The organism is Haloterrigena salifodinae (assembly GCF_003977755.1).
Classification (GTDB): Archaea; Halobacteriota; Halobacteria; order Halobacteriales; family Natrialbaceae; genus Haloterrigena; species Haloterrigena salifodinae.
Genome location: NZ_RQWN01000004.1, coordinates 407,201 through 429,472 on the forward strand (window position 1 = coordinate 407,201; position 22,272 = coordinate 429,472).

General features: G+C 59.4%; 15 protein-coding genes. 8 read left to right on the forward strand and 7 right to left on the reverse strand.

Features of this window, described 5'->3' with window-relative positions; genetic code table 11:
* Nucleotides 1-48: 48 nt before the first annotated feature.
* Genes EH209_RS19925 through EH209_RS19945 form a run of 5 tightly spaced genes read right to left on the reverse strand, consistent with a single transcriptional unit; the run spans nt 49 to nt 6,000 of the window.
* Nucleotides 49-1,092: an ABC transporter ATP-binding protein gene (locus EH209_RS19925; RefSeq protein WP_126664559.1), complete on the reverse strand. Its 1,044-nt coding sequence runs from the start codon at nt 1,090-1,092 to the stop codon at nt 49-51.
* Entirely contained in the window at nt 1,092-2,162 is a 1,071-nt protein-coding gene (locus EH209_RS19930; RefSeq protein ID WP_126664560.1) for an ABC transporter ATP-binding protein, read from the reverse strand. The genes EH209_RS19925 and EH209_RS19930 overlap by 1 nt, the downstream gene beginning before the upstream one ends.
* Nucleotides 2,162-3,193 carry an ABC transporter permease gene (locus EH209_RS19935; RefSeq protein WP_126664561.1) on the reverse strand — a complete coding sequence of 344 codons (1,032 nt, stop codon included), beginning with the start codon at nt 3,191-3,193 and terminating at the stop codon, nt 2,162-2,164. Before EH209_RS19935 ends, EH209_RS19930 begins: the two co-directional genes overlap by 1 nt.
* The gene (locus EH209_RS19940; protein WP_126664562.1) at nt 3,180-4,178 is read right to left on the reverse strand and encodes an ABC transporter permease; all 999 of its coding nucleotides are present in this window, start codon (nt 4,176-4,178) and stop codon (nt 3,180-3,182) included. The genes EH209_RS19935 and EH209_RS19940 overlap by 14 nt, the downstream gene beginning before the upstream one ends.
* 58 nt (nt 4,179-4,236) lie before the next feature.
* Nucleotides 4,237-6,000, reverse strand: coding sequence for an ABC transporter substrate-binding protein (locus EH209_RS19945; RefSeq protein WP_249038862.1), 1,764 nt, complete (start codon nt 5,998-6,000; stop codon nt 4,237-4,239).
* Between the two features lie 633 nt (nt 6,001-6,633).
* Between EH209_RS19945 and EH209_RS19950 the strand changes: the two genes are divergently transcribed.
* From EH209_RS19950 to EH209_RS19965, 4 genes are all read left to right on the forward strand, one after another.
* Nucleotides 6,634-7,707 carry a Gfo/Idh/MocA family protein gene (locus EH209_RS19950; RefSeq protein WP_126664563.1) on the forward strand — a complete coding sequence of 358 codons (1,074 nt, stop codon included), beginning with the start codon at nt 6,634-6,636 and terminating at the stop codon, nt 7,705-7,707.
* Between the two features lie 104 nt (nt 7,708-7,811).
* Nucleotides 7,812-8,606, forward strand: a complete 795-nt coding sequence (locus EH209_RS19955) for an IclR family transcriptional regulator (protein WP_126664564.1) — start codon at nt 7,812-7,814, stop codon at nt 8,604-8,606.
* Between the two features lie 265 nt (nt 8,607-8,871).
* Nucleotides 8,872-9,342, forward strand: a complete 471-nt coding sequence (locus EH209_RS19960; protein ID WP_249038863.1) for a universal stress protein — start codon at nt 8,872-8,874, stop codon at nt 9,340-9,342.
* A gap of 146 nt (nt 9,343-9,488) precedes the next feature.
* Nucleotides 9,489-12,026 carry a beta-mannosidase gene (locus tag EH209_RS19965; RefSeq protein ID WP_126664565.1) on the forward strand — a complete coding sequence of 846 codons (2,538 nt, stop codon included), beginning with the start codon at nt 9,489-9,491 and terminating at the stop codon, nt 12,024-12,026.
* A gap of 122 nt (nt 12,027-12,148) precedes the next feature.
* Here EH209_RS19965 and EH209_RS19970 read toward each other — a convergent pair whose 3' ends face one another.
* Nucleotides 12,149-13,105: a mannonate dehydratase gene (locus EH209_RS19970; protein ID WP_126664566.1), complete on the reverse strand. Its 957-nt coding sequence runs from the start codon at nt 13,103-13,105 to the stop codon at nt 12,149-12,151.
* A 135-nt stretch (nt 13,106-13,240) separates the two neighbouring features.
* Between EH209_RS19970 and EH209_RS19975 the strand changes: the two genes are divergently transcribed.
* From EH209_RS19975 to EH209_RS19990, 4 genes are all read left to right on the forward strand, one after another.
* A complete protein-coding gene (locus EH209_RS19975) occupies nt 13,241-14,461 on the forward strand; it encodes a glycoside hydrolase 5 family protein (protein ID WP_126664567.1) in 1,221 nt (406 codons plus the stop codon).
* Nucleotides 14,462-14,591: 130 nt separating this feature from the next.
* Nucleotides 14,592-15,920, forward strand: a complete 1,329-nt coding sequence (locus EH209_RS19980; RefSeq protein ID WP_126664568.1) for a CBM35 domain-containing protein — start codon at nt 14,592-14,594, stop codon at nt 15,918-15,920.
* Nucleotides 15,921-16,666: 746 nt separating this feature from the next.
* Nucleotides 16,667-18,175, forward strand: a complete 1,509-nt coding sequence (locus EH209_RS19985; RefSeq protein WP_249038864.1) for an NEW3 domain-containing protein — start codon at nt 16,667-16,669, stop codon at nt 18,173-18,175.
* Nucleotides 18,176-19,454: 1,279 nt separating this feature from the next.
* Nucleotides 19,455-20,291 carry an RNA ligase family protein gene (locus EH209_RS19990; protein WP_126664570.1) on the forward strand — a complete coding sequence of 279 codons (837 nt, stop codon included), beginning with the start codon at nt 19,455-19,457 and terminating at the stop codon, nt 20,289-20,291.
* A gap of 297 nt (nt 20,292-20,588) precedes the next feature.
* On the opposite strand, the gene EH209_RS19995 is transcribed toward EH209_RS19990, so the two are convergent.
* Nucleotides 20,589-21,821, reverse strand: a complete 1,233-nt coding sequence (locus tag EH209_RS19995) for an orc1/cdc6 family replication initiation protein (protein ID WP_126664571.1) — start codon at nt 21,819-21,821, stop codon at nt 20,589-20,591.
* Between the last annotated feature and the right edge of the window lie 451 nt (nt 21,822-22,272).

Genomic DNA, 22,272 nt, shown 5'->3' on the forward strand with positions numbered 1-22,272 from the left:
CGCCCGCAAAGGCAGAGTGACCGCGACGCGAGGACGGTCGACTCGAGGTTAGTCCGTGAGTTCGGGGCTGTCCCAGTACTCGTGGTTCTCGTCTTCGCGGAAGCAGGCAACCGTCTGGTCCCCGTGTTGGTACCCGGGCGGTGTCTCCCGACGGCAGGCCTCGGTCGCCTTCGGACAGCGCGTGTGGAACCGACAGCCGGTCGGCGGGTCTACCGGGTCGGGGACGTCGATCTTTCGCATTGGCAACTCGCCGGTCTCGCGCAGCGCCAGATCGGGCGTCGCCCAGCGTAGCACGTTCGTGTAGGGGTGTTGGGGGTCGTTGATCATGTCCTCGGCTGGCCCGACCTCGACGAGTTCGCCGAGGTACATGACACCGATCTTTCCGTCGCCGTGGGCGGAGAAGTACCGCGCATTCGAGAGATCGTGGGAAATGAAGATGTAGGACGTATCGAACTCGTCCTGCAAGTCGAGCATGAGGTCCATCATCTCGACGCGTAGGGACACGTCCAGCGCGCTGATCGCCTCGTCGGCGAGGATGACGTCGGGGTTCATCAACAGCGCGCGACACAGCGCGACGCGTTGCTGTTCGCCGCCCGACAGCTGGTGGGGATAACGCTCCGCGAAGTCCGCCGGCGGATTCATGCCGACGCGCTCCAGCAACGAGTAGATACGGCTTCGTTTTTCCGAGCGGCTGAGTTCCGGATTGACTTGTCGAAGCGGTTCGGACAGGATCGAGATGATCCGCCGATTGGGGTTAAGCGAGGCGCCGGGGTCCTGGTGGATGATCTGGAGCGACGTCCGAACGTCCGCCCACTCCGTGTCGGTGTCGACGTCGCCGTCGCGGATGGCCCAGATATCCTCGCCGCGGTACTTCACCGAGCCGCCGGTGGGTCGCTGGAGGCCGATCGCCGTCTTCCCGAGCGTCGTCTTGCCGCAGCCGCTTTCTCCGACGAGCGAGACGACGTCGTTCTCCTCGATATCGAGCGAGACGCCGTCGACTGCGCGGACCGTCTCGGAGCCGCCAAAGTCCAAGAGACTCTTGTTAGTGAAGTGAACCTCGAGGTCTTCGAGCGAGATGAGGGCGTCACTCATTAGCGTTCACCTCCTTCAGCGTCGCCCAGGGAGTCTTCGTAGACGAGTGGCACCTCGTCGTACGACTCTCGCCAGTGGTAGCAGGCCGAGCCGTGGTCAGGACCGACATCGTGATACTCGGGCACGTCCGTCCGACACTCCTCGCTCGCGAGCGGACAGCGCGGATGATACGCGCACCCAGAGGGCATATTGATCGGGGCGGGGCTCTGTCCTCCGATCGGTCGCATCTCCGACAGCGGCGCGTCGAGGTTCGGAGTTGAGTTGAGTAACGCGCGCGTGTAAGGATGGGCCGCGTTCTCTACGATGTCGCGTGTTTCGCCGATCTCGACGAGCCTGAACGCGTACATGATGGCCATTCGATCGGCCAGTGCGGCGACAAGCGGCAGGTCGTGCGTGATGAACATCATCGTGAGGTCGTACTTCTCTTGGAGGTCCGACAGCAGCATCAGGATGGATCGCTGCATCAGGAGATCGAGCGCTGCCGTCGGCTCGTCCATCACCAGCACGTCAGGCTCGAGGACGAGGCTGAGCGCGATCAGGGCGCGCTGTTGCATCCCGCCGCTCAGTTCGTGCGGATAGGAATCGAGAATGCGCCCCGGTTCAAGATGCAGGTCCTCGAGCAGTTCTTCGGCCCGTTCTATCCCCTCCCGGACGTCTGCGTCGTGGGATTTCAGCGTCTCCTCGAAGTGCGTTCGGATTGGCATCGTCGGGTTAAACGAGTTCATCGCCCCCTGGAACACCATCGATATTTGCTCCCAGCGGAGGGACCGTAGCTCGTCTTTCTCTAGCTCGAGAACGTCGACCGGTTCTTCGCCGTCGGGACGATAGGTGATCTCACCCGTCAAGCGACCCGGAGACGGGACCGCATCGAGTAATGACGAGGCAAGCATCGACTTGCCCGAACCGCTCTCTCCGACGACGCCGAGTATCTCACCGCGGTCGAGATCGATCGAGACGTGATCGAGGACGTACGACGTTCCGTCGTCGTAGGTCACGGCTGCGTCGCGGACTTCGACGACCGGATCGTCGGTGCTGTACGTCTGTTCGTCGGAAGTCTGGTCGAGTGCCATCAGGTCATCACCTCCGTGGGCGCAGCGGCGTCTTCGTCGTCTTCAGTCTCCGATTCGGACTCACCGGCGAGTCGGGTCCGAACACGGGGGTTGAACACTCGATCCATCCCCTGCGCGAGCAGGATGAGACCGAGGGCGAGAAACATGATCGCGATCATGGGGACCGCGAGCTGGTACATCGTTCCGCCGCCGCTGAGCGCGCCAGCCTGGCTGTACGCGTTGTCTAGCTGGATCCCCCAGTTAGCGACTGACGTGGGGAGGATACCCAGATAGTACAGTCCGACCGACGCGAAGACGACGTACCGCGCGGCGTTGGCGAAGTTGACGAGCACGTACGGCATGATATTCGGGATGACGTCCTTGAGCAGAATCCGAGGCGTACTAACGCCCATCGTTCTGGACGCCTCTACGTAGGAGTGTTCTCGGATCGTCAGCACTTGCGATCGAATGGAGCGAGCGAGCCCCGCCCAGTAGTTGATCGTGATGAGGATACCGATCACGACGGCGCGCTCCGGCGATACGACGACCGCCAGCACCATGATGAGGGGGAGCCCGGGGATCGACATCGCGACGTCCGAGAACGTCGTCAGGACGCGGTCGGTCGTCCCGCCCTTGTACCCCGCGACCGTTCCGATCAGGACCGCGAGCGCCGTCGCAAAGATACCACCCGATAGGATCATGATGAGCATCTCGGGCGTCGCGTGAATCGCCATGGCCAGAACGTCCTCGCCGGAACTCGTCGTCCCGAGCGGCGCCTCCATAGTCTGGAACGGTTGCAGACTACGCTCCGACTGGTTCGTACTCGGCGACCGGTAGAGCCACGTGCCGACGGTACCGACGAAGACGTATACAGCCAAGATGGTCGCACCGATACGCGTCCGGTTGTCCTCCCACGCGACGAGCCCCGGTTTGTAGATAAACTCCCGGTAGAAGTCTCGCAGTCGGTCCGCCGTCGTGACTTCGACGTCGGACTGCGCGGCACCGAACGAGAACTCGTCCTCCGACTCAGTTTTGGACTCAGTATGCTTCACTGGAATCACCGGATTTGACGCGAGGGTCGACGAGGCCGTACGTCAGGTCAGCGATGTAAACCGACACCACGAGCGCGGTCGTGATGACGAGGAAGATTCCCATCATGAGCGGGTAATCCCTGTTGATGAGAGCCTCGAACATGTAGTAACCGATCCCCGTGTACGTGAAGATTTCCTCCAGAATCACCGATCCGCCGAGATTGAACCCGATAAGCGTCAGGAAACCGGTGTACATCGGCAGAATCGCGTTTCGGCCGACGTATCTGACGGCGATCCGGCGGTCAGACAGTCCCCGCAGTCGCGCAACCCGGACGAAGTCCTCACCGAGTACCTGGATGCTGTTGCCACGCATCGCAAGCGTTTGCAGACCGACCTGCGTGATCACGATCGATGCGATCGGAAGCGCCGCGTGGTACAACGCATTCCCCACGAACGTGATCGACAGGTCGGGGGAGACGCCCGGACTCGTTCGATACCGCGCGGGGAAGACACCGAACTTGTACGAGAACACGACCACGAACAGGATGCCGAGCACGTAGAAGGGGATAGACGACAGCAGGATCGCCACGCCGCTCGAGACCGTGTCGAACTTGGACCCCTCCTTGTAGGCAATGAGCGCGCCCCAGACGACGGCGATCGCGAACAGGATGATCGTCGCCGTTACCATGATGAACACCGTCCACGGGAGCGCGTCGGTGATTATCTTGGAGACGGGTTCTCTGAAGTAGAACGACTCTCCCAAGTTCCCTGACAGGAGAGACGACATGTACTCGTAGTACTCGACATAGATCGGTTGGCTCTGCTGTTGTCGAGACTGGATGATGGAATCGATGCGTGCGGGATCGACGCCCTGTCGGACTAATCGCGCCCTGAGCATCTCCAGCGGGCCGCCCGGAATCGCCCGTATCAGACCGAACGTGAGTGTAACAGTGACCCACAACGTGAGCACTGCACGCCCAGTTCGTTTGACATAGTAATTATTCATGAGTGGGATTGTGTCGTTCTATCAAATAAGGATTTTGGTCGGCATCGTTCTCGTTTACTTATCCGTCGTACTGCAGTTCACCTTGGCGGATGAGCCACAGATGGGGCCATCGAACCTGCGAAACGTCGGAACCCTGCTCGGGAACGGACCACTCGTCGGTGGCGAGGAACGCCTGTTCCTGCTTCTCCATGACGGGAATCACGGGAAGGTCCACGTTGGTCACCCACGCTTGTTCGATCGAGATCTCGCGAGTCGTCGCCTCGTCGGACGTTTCGGACAGTTCTTCGAGTCGGTCGTTGGGATTGACTGTCATCGTTCCCGAGCCGGTCCGGGAGGGGACGGTGACATCACCGTTACTCCCACCGCGGTTTTCGTTGGCCGGGGTGTAGTTGTACGTGAAACCGCGGTAGTGCTCGAGGAGCTGATGGTGAAGCGAGAAGTACGGGAAGGACGCCCGACCGCCGCCGGGAAGCCACCCGCCGGCCGAGAGAATGAAGTCGCCGTTGGGCCAGACCGTCCCGTTCAGCGCACTGAAGTTCCGCGAGTCGACCTGAGACTCGAACCCGAAGTCGTTCAGTTGATCGACGATCGTCTGGGTCGCGGTGACCCAGTCGGTCCATCCGGACGGGACAGTGATGGGGAGTTCGACGACGTTCCCGCTACCGTCGACCCACGTGTCACCGTCCTTCGAGTAGCCGGCGTCGAGAAGTATCTGTTCGGCATCGTCGGTCTGACGTTCGTTCACGCCGTAGTCCTCGAACGAATCGTAGGCGTCGCCGAGCCACCGTTCCTGGTCGTCCGAGGGGATTCCCACGGGCAGTGGCGGCGCTTGCTTCAGCGTCTCGCCGACGTTCTTGACGATGGTTTCCCGGTCTAGCACGTGGGCGATCGCCTGGCGGACGGCCCTGTCGCCCGTGTGCTCGTGGTCATGCTGCGGAATCAACCCGTATCCGACCTTCCCCGGAATGGTCTCCATCCGGATATGGTCGGGGAAGTTATTCACGACGTTCGGCGGGGCGAACACCATCACGGAGTCAAGTTCGTTCGCGCCGATCGCTTGGTGAACGGCCGTGTTCCCGTCGAGGTAGCGGAACGCAACCTGATCGAAGTTGATATTTCCGGAGTCGGGGTGATCGTCCCGCTTCTCGAGGAGGATCTGTTGATTCCCCCGCTCCGCGACCGTGAACGGGCCGTTGGCGGTAACGTCCTTGTAGGCGTGGCTCTGGATCTCGCTCTGGGCCTTCTCGGCATCGTCCTCGAACATCTCGACGTACTTCCCGAACTCGCTCTCCTTGAGGGTCATGAACCGCTGGCCCAGCGCGTTGAACTCGACGATTCGTGGGTTCACGTCTCCGGCAAGTTCGAGAACGACGGTCCGGTCGTCCGCCACTTCGACGCTATCGGTGAACTGGTCGATCGTTCCGCCGGTCAACCTCGCGAGACGCAGTTGCGTCGCGACGTCGCCGGCCGTGACGTCGTCGCCGTCCTCCCAGGTGACGCCGTCGCGAACGGTCATCTCGAACGTACCGTCGCCGAACTCCCAGTTCTGAATGAGATAGGGAATGAACTCGCCCTTCGCGAAGTTGAAATTCGCAAACCGATCGAAGAGCAGGTAGTGGGAGTACTGTGAGTAACTCGTCGGATTGAGGGGATTGTACTGAATCTTCGTCGGAACCTGGTTCGTATAGCTGACATGGGTCCCGTCTCCAGTTCCGTTTCCACCCGTACAGCCCGCCAGTGCGACGGCGCTCGAGGCGCCTGCGACTTGCAGGAACGCACGGCGATCGATATGACTAGCACAGCCACGGTTATTGTTCGTCATTGTCTAACCAGAGGGTAAAGCTCAAAGGTAATAAAAGTATGTAGTTTTCGGGGAAGTGTCGATATCGCGGGATACAACCGCAGTATTCGGAGTTTTGCCGGCACAGCGGTCGGTTGCGCGAGGTGAGCACGCCGAGTTCCGTGACGGTCACACGAGCGATCGACGACTGTCAGTTTCTGTGGGGAGCAGTGAACGCCGTCCGCCGAGGCTTGGACCAGTCTCCGTAACAGAACCCTCTGGGACTCCATTCGTCCGTCGAGACTCCGTTTCACCAGATCAAACGAATCGGCGACTGATACCGGCGGAATCACGCTACGGAATATCAAGGCCGCATAGCGACGCAGGCGAGCACACGAATACCCATCTAGCGTCTCCGCGCGTGCTATTATCCAAGTGATTCGAGTGTCTGCTCACAGATCTCCAACCGAGGGCACGTGTTTGACTACGGGAAACAACTCGCGCCGCTCCGACGAGGGGTTACAGCAGTACTCTCGTACTGCTGGACTGGCAGCGCACGATCACGTTCGCTCGAGGTCGGTGGAACCGGCGGCCGACGATCGGAAACGAGTACGATATAGTAATATAATCGATCGTAAGTGATTTATCGAGCGGAGGTGAGGAAATATAGCAAACATGAGGGATACAACGCTGACGGTCGGTCTGGTCGGATTAGGAACGCACGGAGCGAATCACGTGAAAATACTCAAAGAACTGGGACACAATGTCCTCGGTGTGGACGCGGATACGGCGGCGAGACAGGCGTTTCAGGAGCGCCACGACGCAACGACGTTCGAGAGTCTCGAGGAATTGTACGAACAGGATCCGGATGCGATCATTATCTCAGCGCCGAATAAATTCCACGAGACAGCCGCCACCGACGCACTCCTGGCGGGCCACGACGTCCTGCTCGAAAAACCGCTCGCGCACAATTTGGAGAGCGCAGAGCGTATCGCCGACGCAGCGAACCGGACCGGCAATATCTGCATGGTCGGCTACCACCACCGCTATCGAAACATCTGCCAGGTCGCCAAATCCTACGTCGAGGACGGCTACCTGGGCGAGGTCACTCACATCGACGCCCAGTTCGTGCGACGGCGCGGCGTTCCCGGTCGAGGGACGTGGTACACGTCGAAGGATATCGCCGGGGGCGGCGCACTGATGGACGTCGGCGCACACCTGCTCGACCTGCTCTTTTTCTGGACCGACTGGCCGACGATCACCGACGCGATGGCGACGGCCCGATCGAACTTCGGACAGCACGACGACTACACGTATCTCCACATGTGGGGAGAAGACGACCGGGGCAAGATGTACGACGTAGAGGATTCCGTTACGGCGTTTTGCGAGTTCGACTCCGGGATGACCGCGGACATTCAGGTCGCGTGGGCAGCGAACATGGAATCGTCGCACAGCTATCGAATTCAAGGAACGGACGCAGGTATGACGATCGATATTACGAACACGCTCCGCGAAGTCGAGCCGGAGGTCGATCAACGAAACGATCTCCGACTGTACGAGGTACGGTCGGGACGGCGTGACCATTTCGTCGACAGTGAAGTCATCGTCTCACTGAACGATCCGTACCGTGACGAGTTGGAGACGTTTCTGGACGCGGTCCGATCCGGCGAGCGGCCGGAGATGACGAACGTCGACCAGGCGCTCCACGTGCAGCGCGCCGTCGATCGGCTCTACCAGACGACCCGGTGATCTACCGCGTTCGTCACCGTGTCGTCAATTCGATGTTTCCTCGCCGAACCGCCCACGATCGAGAGGTGAGCACGTTTAACTGTCCGTGGACACTGATAACGGGTATGACAGAGGAAACCCCCGATGGATACGGAAAAACGATCCAGTCTATCGAGTCAGCGCTCGAGGTCGTCGAAGTCATCCGCCAGAAGGAACGAGCGGGCGTGACGGAGATAGCGAACGAACTCGATCGCTCCAAGAGTACGATCCACCACTACGTGACGACGTTGACCAAACACGACTATCTCGACAAAGTTGACGGAGAGTACCAGCTCAGTCTGCGGTTTCTCACGCTCGGTGGCCAAGTTCGCGAGCGAGAACAGCTCTATCATCTCGGAAAAGACAACGTCGAAGAACTCGCACAGGAAACCGGCGAACAGGTGCGTCTCATCGTCGAACGCAACGGGTCCGGCATTACGCTCTATCAAGCGACTGGAGACCGCGTCACCAAGCCGATAACGCACGTGGGCAGTATCGAAGAGCTCTACTGCACTGCGGCCGGCAAGGTGTTTCTGGCCGAACTATCGGATGAGGAACTGGACTCGTACCTCGACGAGGTTTCATTCACGCCGTACACCGAGAAGACAATCACCGACGGCGACGCGCTCCGAGCGGAACTCGAAGAGATCCGCGATCGAGGAGTGGCGTTTGACGATGAAGAACGGTATGAGGGATATCGGTGTGTAGCCGCTGCGATCAGCACCGAGAAACGAGAACTGTTCGGTGCGCTCAGCGTCTCCGCGCCGGTCAAGCGCATGGGAGAAGAGCGGTTCCGAACCGACGTGCCGAACCAACTACAGAACGTTGCCGGCGTCGTCGAGATTAACACTACGTATTCCGAGTGGACGGACGTGCTCTGAGGCAGTCGAGACGCCGTTCGGCGCAGGCGGTTTTACATTGGTACTTTCGTAAAAAGTGATGTGGGTGCCACGTAGACCCATCGGTTACAGAAGTATGTCTGTAAATAATGCTCGATCTGGTACCCGCCCGAGGCGCCATTCTGGTTGACAGTGGGAAACGGAGGGATGGAGAGCTCTGTCCTGTTCCACTTGATCAAACAATCGGACCCATCCCTCCGACCGTAACTTCACGAATCGCGGCAGTAGATTCTTGTAGAGTCAGTTCGTGGGCCTCTCTATGCAACGCGGATTGGTACTCGCAGAAGATACCGAGAACGGTCGAAAACTACTCGCTGAAGCGGCCGCAACCGCACGCGGTAGCGAGTGCGGGTTGGTCGTCTTGTCCATCATCCGTCCCGAGTCGTTCGCAGCGGACGTTGAGACGCTGGAAGCGATGGGCGATGTCGAAGACGCTCACTACGACGAAAGCAATGTTCTCGACGCTGAGCGAAACGCCGTTCAGTCCTTCGTTGACGCTGCCATCAACAGCGAAGACGTGGAGATCGCATACCGAGTGAGCGTCGCGTCGAACGACGACAACGTCGACACGGTCCTTCAGACTGCTCGAGAGACCGCTTGTGATCACCTGTTCGTGTCCGGCAGTCAACGCTCCCCGACCGGAAAAGCGATCTTCGGCGATAGGACACAGCAACTCCTTCTGGAGTTCCCCGGAGCCGTGACGGTGGATCTCAACTGAGATACCGGATCGGCACCCCCGCGTTCGGATGTGGTAACCGCCTCGATCGGCCCTTCGTTTTCCATCGAGGCTGTACCGAAAACGTGTCACGTGACCACATATCAAATACCGGTAGCGTTATTACGCTCTGTTAATACAGTTCGGATATGCGGGTAGAGTCTCTCAACGGCAGTTGGAAGTTACGTCAGTCGGATACCGATCGCTGGCTCAACGCGACGGTTCCTGGCGGAGTCTACACGGATCTCCTCAACGCGGGCGAAATCCCCGATCCGTACGACAACGACAATGAACTCGATCTTCAGTGGGTCGGAACGTCCGACTGGGTGTATCGACGCACGGTGACACTCGATAGCGACTTCCTCGACGAGGAGCGGATACGCCTGCGCTGTGCCGGGCTCGATACCATCGCGACGGTACGCATCAACGGGGAGGTCGTGGGCGAAGCCGCGAACATGCACCGTAAGTACGAGTTCGATGTCGCCGGCGTCCTCACACCCGGGGAGAATCAGGTGGAAATCACGTTCCACTCTCCGATCGAGTACAGCACTCGTCGCTCGGAGAATCACGAGTACGAAGTTCCAACGCTTCGATATCCTATCGACCAGCCGGGACGGAACTTCATCCGAAAGGCCCAGTGCCACTACGGATGGGACTGGGGGCCGTGTCTTCCAACCTCCGGTATCTGGCGAGATATCGACCTTCTCGCGTACTCCGAGCCCCGAATCGAGTATACGAAGACCGTACAGGACCACGACGGCGACAGCGTCAGCCTCGATGTGATCGTCGGCCTCGACGTACCGGCCGATGGCGAAGTATTGCTCGCTGCCGAGGTTGCGGATACGGCGACGCACGAAGTCCGAGACGTCGCCGAGGGACGCAGCGAGGTCACGGTCGGTCTCGAGGTTTCGGACCCTGATCTCTGGTGGCCGAACGGGTACGGTGATCAACCGCTTTACGACCTCACCGTAGCCGTCGGCGCAAAAACCGAGTCAGTATCGGACAACACGGACGTGGTGACAGCCGACGGCGGCGTGACGACGGCAAACTCGTCGTTCCCGCCCGACGCGGCACACGAGACGACCACTCGTATCGGGTTTCGAGACCTCAATCTCATCCGCGAACCGGACCAAGAGGGCAACGGCGAGTCGTTCGCGTTCGAGGTCAACGGAGTACCGGTGTTCGCGAAGGGCGCCAACTGGATCCCGGCGGACGCGCTGTACGGACGGATCACGCGCGATCGATACGAATCGCTACTCGACAGCGCTGTCGACGCCAACATGAACATGATTCGCGTCTGGGGCGGCGGGTACTACGAGCGAGACAGCTTCTACGAGGCGTGCGACGAACGGGGATTACTCGTCTGGCAAGACTTCATGTTCGCCTGCGCGCTGTACCCCAGCGACGAGGACTATCTGGAGTCCGTCGAAGAAGAGGTCCGGTACCAAGTTCGCCGGCTAGCCGACCACCCATCGCTCGCGCTCTGGTGTGGCAACAACGAAGTCGAGATGGGACTCGAGAGCTGGTTCGACGACGCTGCCGAACTGGAGCAATTGAAGGAGGGCTACGAGACGCTGTTCTACGACGTGATCGGCGATACCGTCGCTGAAGAGGATGAAACCCGGACGTACTGGCCAGGATCGCCGTCTAGCGGCACCGGGATGCAGGATCCGTACCAGACCGACAAAGGGGACATCCACTACTGGGACGTCTGGCACGACGGCGCGAACTTCGAGGAGTACGAGACGGTCGAACCGCGGTTCGTCTCCGAGTTCGGATACCAGTCGTTCCCCTCGGTCGACGCGCTCTCGTCGGTGCTCCCCGACGACGAGCTCAATCCGACCGCGCCGTTGATGGAACACCACCAGCGAAGCGAGGGAGGCAATCGGACGATCCTCCAGCGAATGGCGTCGTCGTTCCGTATTCCGTTTAGCTTCACTGACTTCGTCTATCTCAGTCAGGTGCAACAGGGGCTGGCGATGAAGACCGCCATCGAGCACTGGCGGCGGCTGAAGCCCGACTGTATGGGGACGCTCTACTGGCAGTTAAACGACCTCTGGCCCTGCGCGTCGTGGTCGTCCATCGAGTACGGCGGCGACTGGAAGGCGCTCCAGCACGTCGTACGCCGCATCTACGCGCCGGCTCTGCTCTCGACAACGACGACAGACGGCGGCGACGAAGTCGAGATCTGGCTCACGAACGACGAACGCGACCCCCTCGAAGGGGAGATCACCGTCGAAGCGAATACGTTCGACGGAGAACGCGTAGACGAGACCGGCGAGACCGTCTCAGTCGCGGCGCTCGACAGCGCCTGCGTTGCGACCGTCGACCCGGGTCGATTACTCGGTGACGTTCCACAAGAGGAGGCGTACCTCCGCGTCTCCTTCGACGGGAGCGACGAGACGTATCCGGCATTCGCGTTTTTCGAGGAGTACAAGCACCTCGAACTCCCGGATCCAAAGTTCGACATCACCGTTGTCGGGAACGAGGTGACGATCGAGGCGGACGCCGCCGCCCTGTTCGTCGAACTGAACGTTCCGCTCGACGGCCGGTTCTCGGACAACTACTTCCATCTGACGCCCGACGAAGAGCGAACGGTCGCGTTCGACGCCGCGGACCCCCCTAACGATATCGAGCGGCGACTCGCCGAAGAATTGTCGCTAACCCACCTCCGTGCGACCTACTGACGACGGCACTGCGTCGAACTGAGGGCACTGTTTGCGACCGAACGAAAGCGCTTACGTTGGAATTCGTCGTTCGTCGTGCTGCGTCGGTAGCGAGCAGTGACCGTGAAGCCGACGACGGCGTCTCAATCGGTCGCATCGAGCAGGCCGCGGATATATCCGCTGGCGAACAGTTTTCCGGAGAGGTGATATCCAGGGATCGAATTGTCCTCGCCGGCCATCGTCGGAACGTGATCCGGTCGAATCGGACCGTCGAAGCCGATGTCGCGATACGCCTCGATCGCGGCGGCCATGTCGGTTAGCCCGTCGTCGTGCCACGTCTCGACGAAGCCGTCGGCGCCGCCCTCGACGTCGCGGAAGTGGACGAAGCTAATCCGATCGCCGAACCGCCGGATCGTCGCCGGAACGTCGACGCTCATCGCCGCGAAGTTTCCCTGGCAGAACGTGATGCCGTTGTACGGCGAGTCGACGACGTCGAGTGCGCGCTCGTAGGCCTCCGGCGAGTTGACGATCCGCGGCATTCCGCGGACATCCCCGATCGGCGGATCGTCGGGGTGCAGTCCGAGTTTGACGTCCGCCTCCTCGGCGACCGGAACAACGCGTTCGAGGAAGTACTCCAGGTTCGCCCAGAGGTCGTCCGCCGTCGTCGAGCGGGCCGCGGCGGGCGCGGGTCCGCGGCGCATCTGCTCGTCGCTGTAGGAGGTGGTAAGCGAGGCGACCCGACTCGGCGTCGTGACCGAGGTCCGGGCCCACCGGAGCCCCGCCATCCAGTCGTAACAGACGACGTCGACGCCGAGTTTCCCGAGATTCCGAAGGAACCGACAGAACTCGTCAATCTCGTCGTCCCGACCGTCCGTCGCGAGGCGCGTGGTGTCGGTCAGCGGGACGCTCCCCTCGAACGCGGCGGGTTCGAGCCCGTGATCGCGGTACCGGTTGACGGCCCGGAGCAATTCGTCGTACTGCGACGGACGCCGCCCGTCGCCGAGTTCGAGCGAATGATACACGGCGTGGTCGACGCCGATCTGCTTTGCCTTCTCCCACCGTTCGTCGGGTTCCGGCGGAAGGACGAGCAAAAGTTGCATGCGAGTACTCCGGCGGAAGGGCTTTGCCCGAACCCTTAGCTCTTGTCCTATCGTTGTGTCCGACCGGTATCCGTACCGTTAGTTCCCTTTGAAAAAATTTATTACAGATGTCGGTGAATTCGAAACGCACCATCCATGGTACGAAGACGCACGATCCTCCGCAGCGGCGGTGCGGTCGCCGGCGGACTCACTCTCCCCGGGTTCGCGGCGGCGGCGTCCGACGAAGCGTCGAACCGACCGAACGGCTTCCTCGCGACCGACGGAACGTCGTTTTCGGTGGACGGCGAGTCGCAGTATCTCGCCGGAACGAACAACTTCTGGCTCGCGGACGTCCGGACGACTAGAGACGAAGTCGACGCCATGCTCGACCGGGCGGCCGATCTGGGGCTCAACACCGTCCGAACGTGGGCGTTCTGCGCCGGACGCAACGGCCACTGTTTCCAGCCGTCCGAGGGCGAGTACGATGAGTCTGCCTTCGAGCATCTCGATTACGTGATTGAGGCCGCAGCGGACCGGGGGCTCCGTCTGCTCCTCCCGCTCGCGAACAACTGGGGAGCGTACGGCGGCATGGAACAATACGTCGAGTGGTCCGAGACGGCCGAGGAGCACGACGACTTCTACACCGACCTCGAGACGCGGCGGCTGTACCGCGACTTCGTCGAAATGATCGTGACGCGCACGAACTCCATCTCTGGAGTCCCGTACGCCGAAGATCCGACTATCGCGATGTGGGAACTCGGAAACGAGCCGCGCGCCCAGACGAAGGGCGTCGACGTACTCGGAGACTGGATCGAGGAGGTGTCGGGGTTCATCAAGTGCCTCGATCCGAACCACCTCGTGTCGACCGGCATAGAAGGGTTCTACGACGGCGACGGTGACGACTGGCTCCGCGACGGCTCTCAGGGAACCGCGTATGTGGATCACCACCGGATCGACACCGTCGACGCGTGCTCGTTCCACCTCTACCCCGACCACTGGGGTGTCAGCCCCGAGTACGGTACCGAATGGATCGAGGACCACGTCAGAGACGGCCACGAACGGGTCGGGAAGCCCGTCTACCTGGGCGAGTTCGGCATCCAGGTGGATCGGAACGCGAACGATACGCGACAGCAGATCGCCCGTCGGAACAGCATTTACGACACTTGGTACGATAGACTCGACGAACTGGACGCCGACGGGGGCGTCGTCTGGCAACTTACTCTAAAAAAGCGAGCCCAGTACGACGATGGCTTCTACGTGTTCCCCGGAGACGACCGCACGATACGGCTGATAGAGCGGTTCGCGAACCGGATGGATGCCGAATCCGGTCGTCCGCTCTACGCGGATCGGAAGCGACGTCGCGCGGGACGCGATTGACGGCGTGATTGAAGCGGTGGAGACCGAACATCCTCAGCCGGTCCGCAACCGGTTTCGTAACGTCCGCTTTGACTCAATTTCCCTAAGATTTAATAATGATATTATTGAATCTCCTTTCGGAGCTAGAAAAATGTACGAACGACGTGATGTACTCAAGTCCACTGCGATCGGAACGACGATCGGTCTAGGCGTACTGGCGAGCAGCACAACGACGACTGCGGCGGGCGCATCGTTCGGTGACGGCGTCAACCTCCAACCCGCGTACTACTGCGGCGGCGACCAGAATCTGGGGTGGGACCTGATGGACGACCATCCCGATATCGAGACCGTCCGGATCGAGATCGAACCGCCGAGCGGCGGCGAGACGGGCGCGGATCTGTCCGACGTCCGTCGCTGGATCGACGAGGCAAACGCCAACGGCTACCAAGTCATCGCGACCTATCACCACTGGCTGAACAACGGCTCCGGAGACCCGCAGGACCTGCAGGACGCCGCGGATTGGTGGGTGGAAAACTACGACTACCTCTCGCAGAACTCCTCGTTCGTGATCAACCTCCACAACGAGTGGGGGCCCCACGACGTATCGGCGTCGGAGTACGGCAACGCGTACGACAGCGCGCTCGGTAGACTGCGCGACAGCGCCTACGACGGGACGGTAATCTGCGACGTACCCGGGTACGGGCAGGAGCCCCAGATCGCTGCCGAGAGCGTCGATTATATTGGCGACGACGACATCGCGTTCTCCGTGCACGTGTACGCAAAGGCGTGGAACCAGTATGCCGGGGAGCCGCTGCAGGCGTCGCACCTCGATTACCTCAATACGAACCAGACCCATCCGTGCCTGATCGGCGAGTTCGGACCGCTCGGCCCGGACGATCGGACAGACTGGTCCGCCGTCGTCGACCACGCCAAGTCGCTGGGCTGGCCGGTGCTCGGGTGGGCCTGGAACGGCGATGGCGAGTCCGATCCCATGAATATGACCGCCCCGTTCTGGGGCGACGACTGCGGTGCAACGTCCTACTCGAAAACCTCGTACTTCAGCACTGTGTACGATAAGCTGGGCGGTGAAAGCTCTGGCGGCGGTGGAGAGACGACGGCTCACTACCTGAACGCCGAGTACTACTCGCTCGACGGCGTCTCGACGTCGACGAGCCGATCGGGGTATTGGGGCAACGCGTACGTCACCGGCTTCGACAGCTCGGGCGACTCCGTCACGGTGGACTTCGACGCGGCGGCGAGCGGGCAACGAACTGTCAAGATCCGATACGCCGCGCCACACGACGACAAAGAGTGTAACCTGTACGTCAACGGACAGTCCGTCGGGCAGGCGTCGCTCCCGTACACGACCTCGTTCCAGCAGACGACTGTAGGGAGCTATCAGTTCGACGCGGGCTACAACGAGATCACGATAGAGAACGGCTGGGGATACTACGATATCGATGCGGTCGTCATTGAGTGAGAAACAGCCCTGAGACCGCCTGTGCGGACCGACAAAATATCGGGTGACGCCGGACGGAAGACCTAACGAGCGTTGCCGTCCGTTCACGACGGTATTCAGCGGTGGAAAGAGGTGAGACGTGACGGTTTCAACGTGTTCTGGGCCCGAAATCGCACGTCTTCGTCCCAGTATCGGCTACTTCGATCCGAGTTTCTCGAGACATCCGGTGTCGGACGGGCTCGATTGATCGTTCGTAGCTGGGTGCACGAAGTCGAGCGACAGCCCGATACCGAAACCGGCCACAGACAACGCTTGAACCGGCAAGGACTACCATCGTTGCACGGTCATGCTTCCAGGACTGCTCGAGGAGGCCGCGGCTCGCCTTCGCGACCGGTGTGCGAAATACTATCGTCGGAACGCTGATCTACGTGTCTCTGACCGTCGAATGGTATACATCGGCACGCCCTTTCATAACACATTACACAAAGCTTAAGTGAGCGGTTGTGATTGGGAATTATACGAGTGTGTTACAGCCACTCAAATAGAGAGATGAAATCATGAACGAAAGAAATAAATACGAAACTGAAAGTGCAGCGGAGAGAGTAGGCAGCGATGATTCAATTACACCGCCGATAACGCGACGGTCCGCGATGAAAGTGGCAGCGGCGACGGGAGCCAGTAGTCTCCTCGCGAACTCGACGGTTACCGCCGACGACGACAGCGAACGGAGCGAGAGCGCAGACGAGACGTTGGCGGAATCCCCGCCGATGGGATGGAACAGCTGGAACACGTTCTACTGCGACATTGACGAGGGGTTGATCAAGGACGCCGCCGATGCAATGGTCGAAAGCGGGATGACGGAAGCGGGCTACGAGTACGTCTGTATCGACGATTGCTGGATGGCTCCCGAACGCGACGCGAACGGGAACCTCCAGCCGGATCCCGAGACGTTTCCGAACGGCATCAGTGCTCTCGCCGATTACGTTCATGACAAAGGCCTAAAACTCGGTATCTACGAATCAGCGGGGACGACGACGTGTCAGGGCCTTCCCGGCAGCCTCGGTTACGAAGAAACCGATGCACAGACGTTCGCTGACTGGGGAGTCGACTTGCTCAAATACGATAACTGCGGAGACCATTACGGCCTGTCGGCGGTTGAGCGCTATACGCGAATGCACAACGCGCTCGAAGCCGTCGATCGGGATATCGTTCTCAGCATCTGCGAATGGGGAGACAACGATCCGTGGATGTGGGCCCCAGAGATAGGTGGCGACCTCTGGCGGACAACTGGCGATATTAAACCCCTCTGGAGCGCCCAAGAGGAGCTGTGGGGGAACGGCATTATCGACATCATCGATCAGAACGAGCCGCTCGCCGAATACGCGGGTCCCGGTCGCTGGAACGATCCGGACATGCTCGTAGTCGGCGTGGACCTGCCGGAGTATCCAAACCTAACCGAAGCGGAAGATCGAACGCACTTCGGCATGTGGGCGATGATGGCCGCGCCGCTCATGGCCGGCAACGACATTCGAAATATGTCCGACGAGACTCGCGATATTCTCACTAACGACGAGGTGATCGCGATCGATCAGGATCCGGCGGGCAATCAGGCGACGCGGATTCAACACATCAGGGGTGAGGACGGTCTCCCACGTTCTGTTTGGGCGAAAACACTTGAGAACGGGGATCGGGCAGTCGGATTACTGAATCGTAGCGATAGGAGAACGACGGTTACGACCAGCGCCCAGGCGGTCGGACTCGAAGCTGCCTCCTGCTACGTTGCTCGCGATCTCTGGAACGGAACCGACTGGCAGACCGCCGGTCTGATCAGTGCATCGGTTCCGTCACACGGGCTCGCATTATTCCGGGTCAGTAGCGGCAGCCCGGACGGTACCAACCCATTCGCAACGGTTTCACTCGGCGATACTGAAGCGACAGTCGCACCGGGTGAGGCAATCACTCGATCGCTTACATTCACTAATTATTCGCCAATGACAATCGATAGCGTTCACGTCACCTGTGATGCGCCCGACGGCTGGGAATCCGAGCCGACCTCAACGACGTTTACCGATATCACGGCCGGACCAGCGATTTCGGGTGCGTCTGGTCCGCAAAACGACGCCGAAACCGACTGGATGGTACGCCCCCCGAGAGATGCACCGCCCAAGGACTACGAACTCGGCGTAACCGCAAAATACGCAAATGGAGTCTCCATTGCGGAGTTATTTACCGTAACTGTCGAGAATAACGCTGGCAACGACTCTGGCGCCGACTAATCGACCAATGGGCTTCCAAACCGAATCCGATCGCAGCTTCCGACCGGCCAGATCAGGATACTCGAGGTACAACGGGGGCGGAGCCGACTCGAAGTCGAGCAGAATCGACCGGAGAATGGAAAGAACTCGGCGACGTTGAAGCGGAACGAGGAAGGTGAATCGGAGCTAGTGAGCGAGACGATCTCGAACGGTAGCCCGAGAAAATCGCCCGAGAGCAAGCCCTCGAGGAGCGTACTACTCAGATGAATGCGGTCTTCGAGCGACTCGGCTACGAAAAACCTTGAACGGGCCAGAGACGAGGGACGAGAAGGACGTCGTAAGGTCACGACCGGCTCCGACTTCGTACCGTTCGCAGTAATGAGTCGGGAGTTGACGAGGACGCCGTGGACCTTTCGATCGAAATACGATTGCATATCGATCTCTGTCGGAAGGAGCTACCACTTATAGATAATTTTCTGTGAACAGAGAAGTTTGGGATAGGTGGTCGTAATCAGGCGATCAGACGTACTCCAGAAGCCGAGTTACAGTCGAGAAAGAGGACGCAGGCAGATACTATTACCGACGTATATATCTGCTCTGAAGAACATTTGAGCTATTAGCATACCTATTTCACCATATATGTTTGGAAACCGTCTTGAAATATCTCAATAAGTGTCCAGAGCAGAACGGAGGTTATCGTGAGTGGGTCCGATCCACAGAGAGGGGCGTTGGTAGAGCATTCTGGTATAGTTTTCGATAGAAAGGACAACCAATCATTTCTCATATTATTGAGAAAGGGTGTACCCGTGACGTAGTATTCAAGTCCCATATCTGATGGTAACTCATAACCGAGAGCGAAATCGGATCTTCGATCATCATCCGGCATTTTATCATGGATCCTTCTTCAGGGACCGTTTACCTAAGATCTTAGTCTAAGAACCGAAGATCAGTTCATGGGCTTTTATCGGAGACTACTCCGGTCAAAAGCGTAGCGACGCCCCCGGAACTTGACACAGTCGTACTTGCGGCGGAATTACCACAGTATCGATCCCGTAGCGGTGTCGTTTGAGTACAACGGACTGCAATTACTCTTTCGACAGGCCGACCCGGTTTTAGCGCTCACACGAATACGCTATCCGTTCGCAAGTTGCAACCCCAGCGATGGAGACGGTGTCCATCGTCTCCTTGCCGAGATAACAATCGACGACGGAGTGACAAGAGAGGGGGACAATATTTTAAGACCGAACCGGTACATGCTACCAGAATGGTCTATAATCTGGATGGCAACGATCGATAGCTCATGAAGAGGTTTCCATCGATACCGCCGATCGCCGACGTTGCTGACGGCTGCTTCGAGGACGGGCATCTCTGGCTGATAGAGAAAGTCGACGGGGCGCATTTCCGCTTTCAACTCCAGGAGTCGGGATTGATTCGATTCGGCGATCGGAATCGCGTCTACGACGATCCGGATGCCGTTCCGGAACCGTACCGACACGCCGTCCGTCACGTGCGAACGAACCTCGAGCGAGAAGCGCTTCGCGACGCCGTCGACGACGTCGAGGCGCTCGTTTTCTTCGGGGAGGCAATGCATCGGCACACGATCGACTATGACTGGGAACGGACGCCGTCGTTCCTCGGCTTCGACGTCTGGTCGGCCCAGAAGGAACGGTTCTACTCGGTCGATACCGTCGAGCGGATCTTCAATCAGCTCGGTCTCCACACGGTGAACGTCTTCGAGCGCGAACGGCGCGCTCGAGACTTCGATCCCGACTCGTATTCCGTCCCCCAGTCCGCGTGGTATGACGGACCCGCCGAAGGAGTGATCGTCCAGAACAAACGGGGCCAGCGAGCAACGCTCCTGCATCCGTCGTTTCGCGAGATCGAGGCGACAGCGCCAGTCGACGCCTCCGCGGCGGAGGTAGCCGAAACGTACGCGACGCAACGACGGTTCGAAACGCTCTCGAGCGAACTCGAAGAACGGGGCCGTCCCGTAACGTTCGACACGCTTTACGAGCGCGTCCTCGAGGATATCGGTCGCGAAGAACACGACCGACTCTACCACGAAAGCGAACCGGTCGACATGAAGGCGTTCCGATCCGAAGTCAGTGCGCTAACGCGCCGATTCCTTGAGGAGTGACGGAATCCCCAATAGAGACCCGCCTCGGTCCAGCGTGTGCTCGAGAAGACCGGATCGCTCTGCTAACAGTTCCCACACCCGTTCCACACCCCTGATTTCCGTCGTAGGTTTCGACCCCCCACGTTTCCGTCGTTTCCGTACGCCCCACCCCGAATTTCCGTCGTTTCCGTCGTAGTTCGAACACACCCCGTCGCACCCCGGGTTTCCGTCGTCCATTCGGACCCCCCACGTTTCCGTCGTTTCCGTACGCCCCACCCCGGATTTCCGTCGTATATTCTTGTTCGATGTTCTGGAAATTTAGTCGTCATCCCAGTTCTGCATTCGGCTATCCTCCAGAATGGTCTCGCGGACGACTTGCGGATCCTCGATGAGCCGATTTTGCAGATGGATCCCTCCCGCACTCCCCTTATTGATCTTCTCGATCTCGACGACGCCGAGGAACGCCTGTTCTTTCAGGATGTCTCGGAACCGGCGAACCGAGAGAATATCCATATCGAGGTGTTCGCAGATGCGCTCATACTGGTCGTACACGCGACTCGTGAGGAACGCGTCGTCGTCAGAGTTGACGCTGAGTTCGGTCAACGCGAGCAGCGCGGCCTTCGCCTGGGTGGGCGCACCGTTGACGAGTTCCCGGAAGCGGTCCTTTTCGGCGTGTTGTTGGGCCTGCCGGACGTGTTTCTCTCGGACTTTCTCGGCGCCGTCCTCGTAGGCGACCTCGCCGGCGTGGCGTAGGATATCGATGGCCTTCCGCGCGTCGCCGTGTTCCTGGGCGGCGAACGCAGCGGACAGCGGAATCACGTCGTCGGAAAGAACCCCGCCCTGAAACGCGTCCGCACGATTGAGCATGATCTCGCGGAGCTGGTTCGCGTCGTAGGGTTTGAAGAACAGTTCCTTGTGTTGGAAGCTGCTCTTGACGCGTTCGTTCGTATTGTCGACGTACTGGATTTTGTTGCTGATCGCGATGACGCCGATACTACAGTCGATCTTCCCCGCCTCCTCGGCCCGCGAGAGTTTCATGAGGAGACTGTCGTCGTTCATCAGATCGATCTCGTCGAGGATGATGATGGCGGAGTCAAACTGCGCGTCGAGCGTTTTCCAAAGCAGTTTGTAGTATTTTGACGTGCTGAGACCGGTGTGCGGGACGGTGATCTCGGTAACGGATTCGTCATTTAACTTCGCAGCGAGAGAAGAGATCGCCTGCGTTTCCGTATTATCTTCAGCGCAGTCGATATACGCCGTCCCGATCGTGACACCCTCCTGAGCCGCACTTTGGGCGCGTTGACAGACGTGCCTCGAGACCAATGACTTCCCCGTTCCCGTCTTCCCGTAGATCATCACGTTTTCCGGAGAGTATCCGTGAACTGCGCCGTTCAGACGTTTCGCTAGCTTCGAAATCTCCTCATCGCGCCCGACGATTCGGTCGGCTTCGGGAACGTGGCCGATTTTCAAGAGATCCTTGTTCGAGAAGATCCGATGCCCCGATTCGAAGAGCGGATCATCGACGGAATCGGACGAGGAGTCGGGTGTCATTCGATAGAAAACGATGTGAGCGGTAGGAGTATAAAACTAGTGGGGAAGCCCACCCCGAATTTCCGTCGTAATTCTACTGAATACCTGGTTTAGAGAGTTTGGAAAGAGGGAATAAGACAGCTGATAGTATGACCGCATTTCCGACGTAGATCGGAATACCGCCGATAACGGGACGGTAAAGACGATAGAGAGAGAAGAGTCTGCTCACCCCCACACCCCACGTTTCCGTCGTAACTTGATGAGAGTGGGTGGGTGGAGTTGAAGCGATCGTTCGGAGGGTGTTTTTTCACGGATTATTCGTTCGATACTGGTGTTATCCACCAAGGACAGCTACGGAAAGGAGAAGATAGTCGACCTCCATTTCGACCGACGAAACGAATAACCATTGTTTCGTCAGTAAACGAAGTTAGCTTAGTGGACTATAGTCAACCTAACCACTTCAGTCTAGCTA

Bases quoted from the DNA above. Each gene is read 5' to 3' on its own strand.
- EH209_RS19985 (WP_249038864.1), top strand. From the start codon at position 16,667: ATGGGATGGAACAGCTGGAACACGTTCTACTGCGACATTGACGAGGGG.
- EH209_RS19990 (WP_126664570.1), top strand. From the start codon at position 19,455: ATGAAGAGGTTTCCATCGATACCGCCGATCGCCGACGTTGCTGACGGC.
- EH209_RS19965 (WP_126664565.1), top strand. From the start codon at position 9,489: ATGCGGGTAGAGTCTCTCAACGGCAGTTGGAAGTTACGTCAGTCGGAT.
- EH209_RS19995 (WP_126664571.1), bottom strand. From the start codon at position 21,821: ATGACACCCGACTCCTCGTCCGATTCCGTCGATGATCCGCTCTTCGAA.
- EH209_RS19940 (WP_126664562.1), bottom strand. From the start codon at position 4,178: ATGAATAATTACTATGTCAAACGAACTGGGCGTGCAGTGCTCACGTTG.
- EH209_RS19930 (WP_126664560.1), bottom strand. From the start codon at position 2,162: ATGGCACTCGACCAGACTTCCGACGAACAGACGTACAGCACCGACGAT.
- EH209_RS19950 (WP_126664563.1), top strand. From the start codon at position 6,634: ATGAGGGATACAACGCTGACGGTCGGTCTGGTCGGATTAGGAACGCAC.
- EH209_RS19945 (WP_249038862.1), bottom strand. From the start codon at position 6,000: ATGACGAACAATAACCGTGGCTGTGCTAGTCATATCGATCGCCGTGCG.
- EH209_RS19970 (WP_126664566.1), bottom strand. From the start codon at position 13,105: ATGCAACTTTTGCTCGTCCTTCCGCCGGAACCCGACGAACGGTGGGAG.
- EH209_RS19975 (WP_126664567.1), top strand. From the start codon at position 13,241: ATGGTACGAAGACGCACGATCCTCCGCAGCGGCGGTGCGGTCGCCGGC.
- EH209_RS19955 (WP_126664564.1), top strand. From the start codon at position 7,812: ATGACAGAGGAAACCCCCGATGGATACGGAAAAACGATCCAGTCTATC.
- EH209_RS19980 (WP_126664568.1), top strand. From the start codon at position 14,592: ATGTACGAACGACGTGATGTACTCAAGTCCACTGCGATCGGAACGACG.
- EH209_RS19925 (WP_126664559.1), bottom strand. From the start codon at position 1,092: ATGAGTGACGCCCTCATCTCGCTCGAAGACCTCGAGGTTCACTTCACT.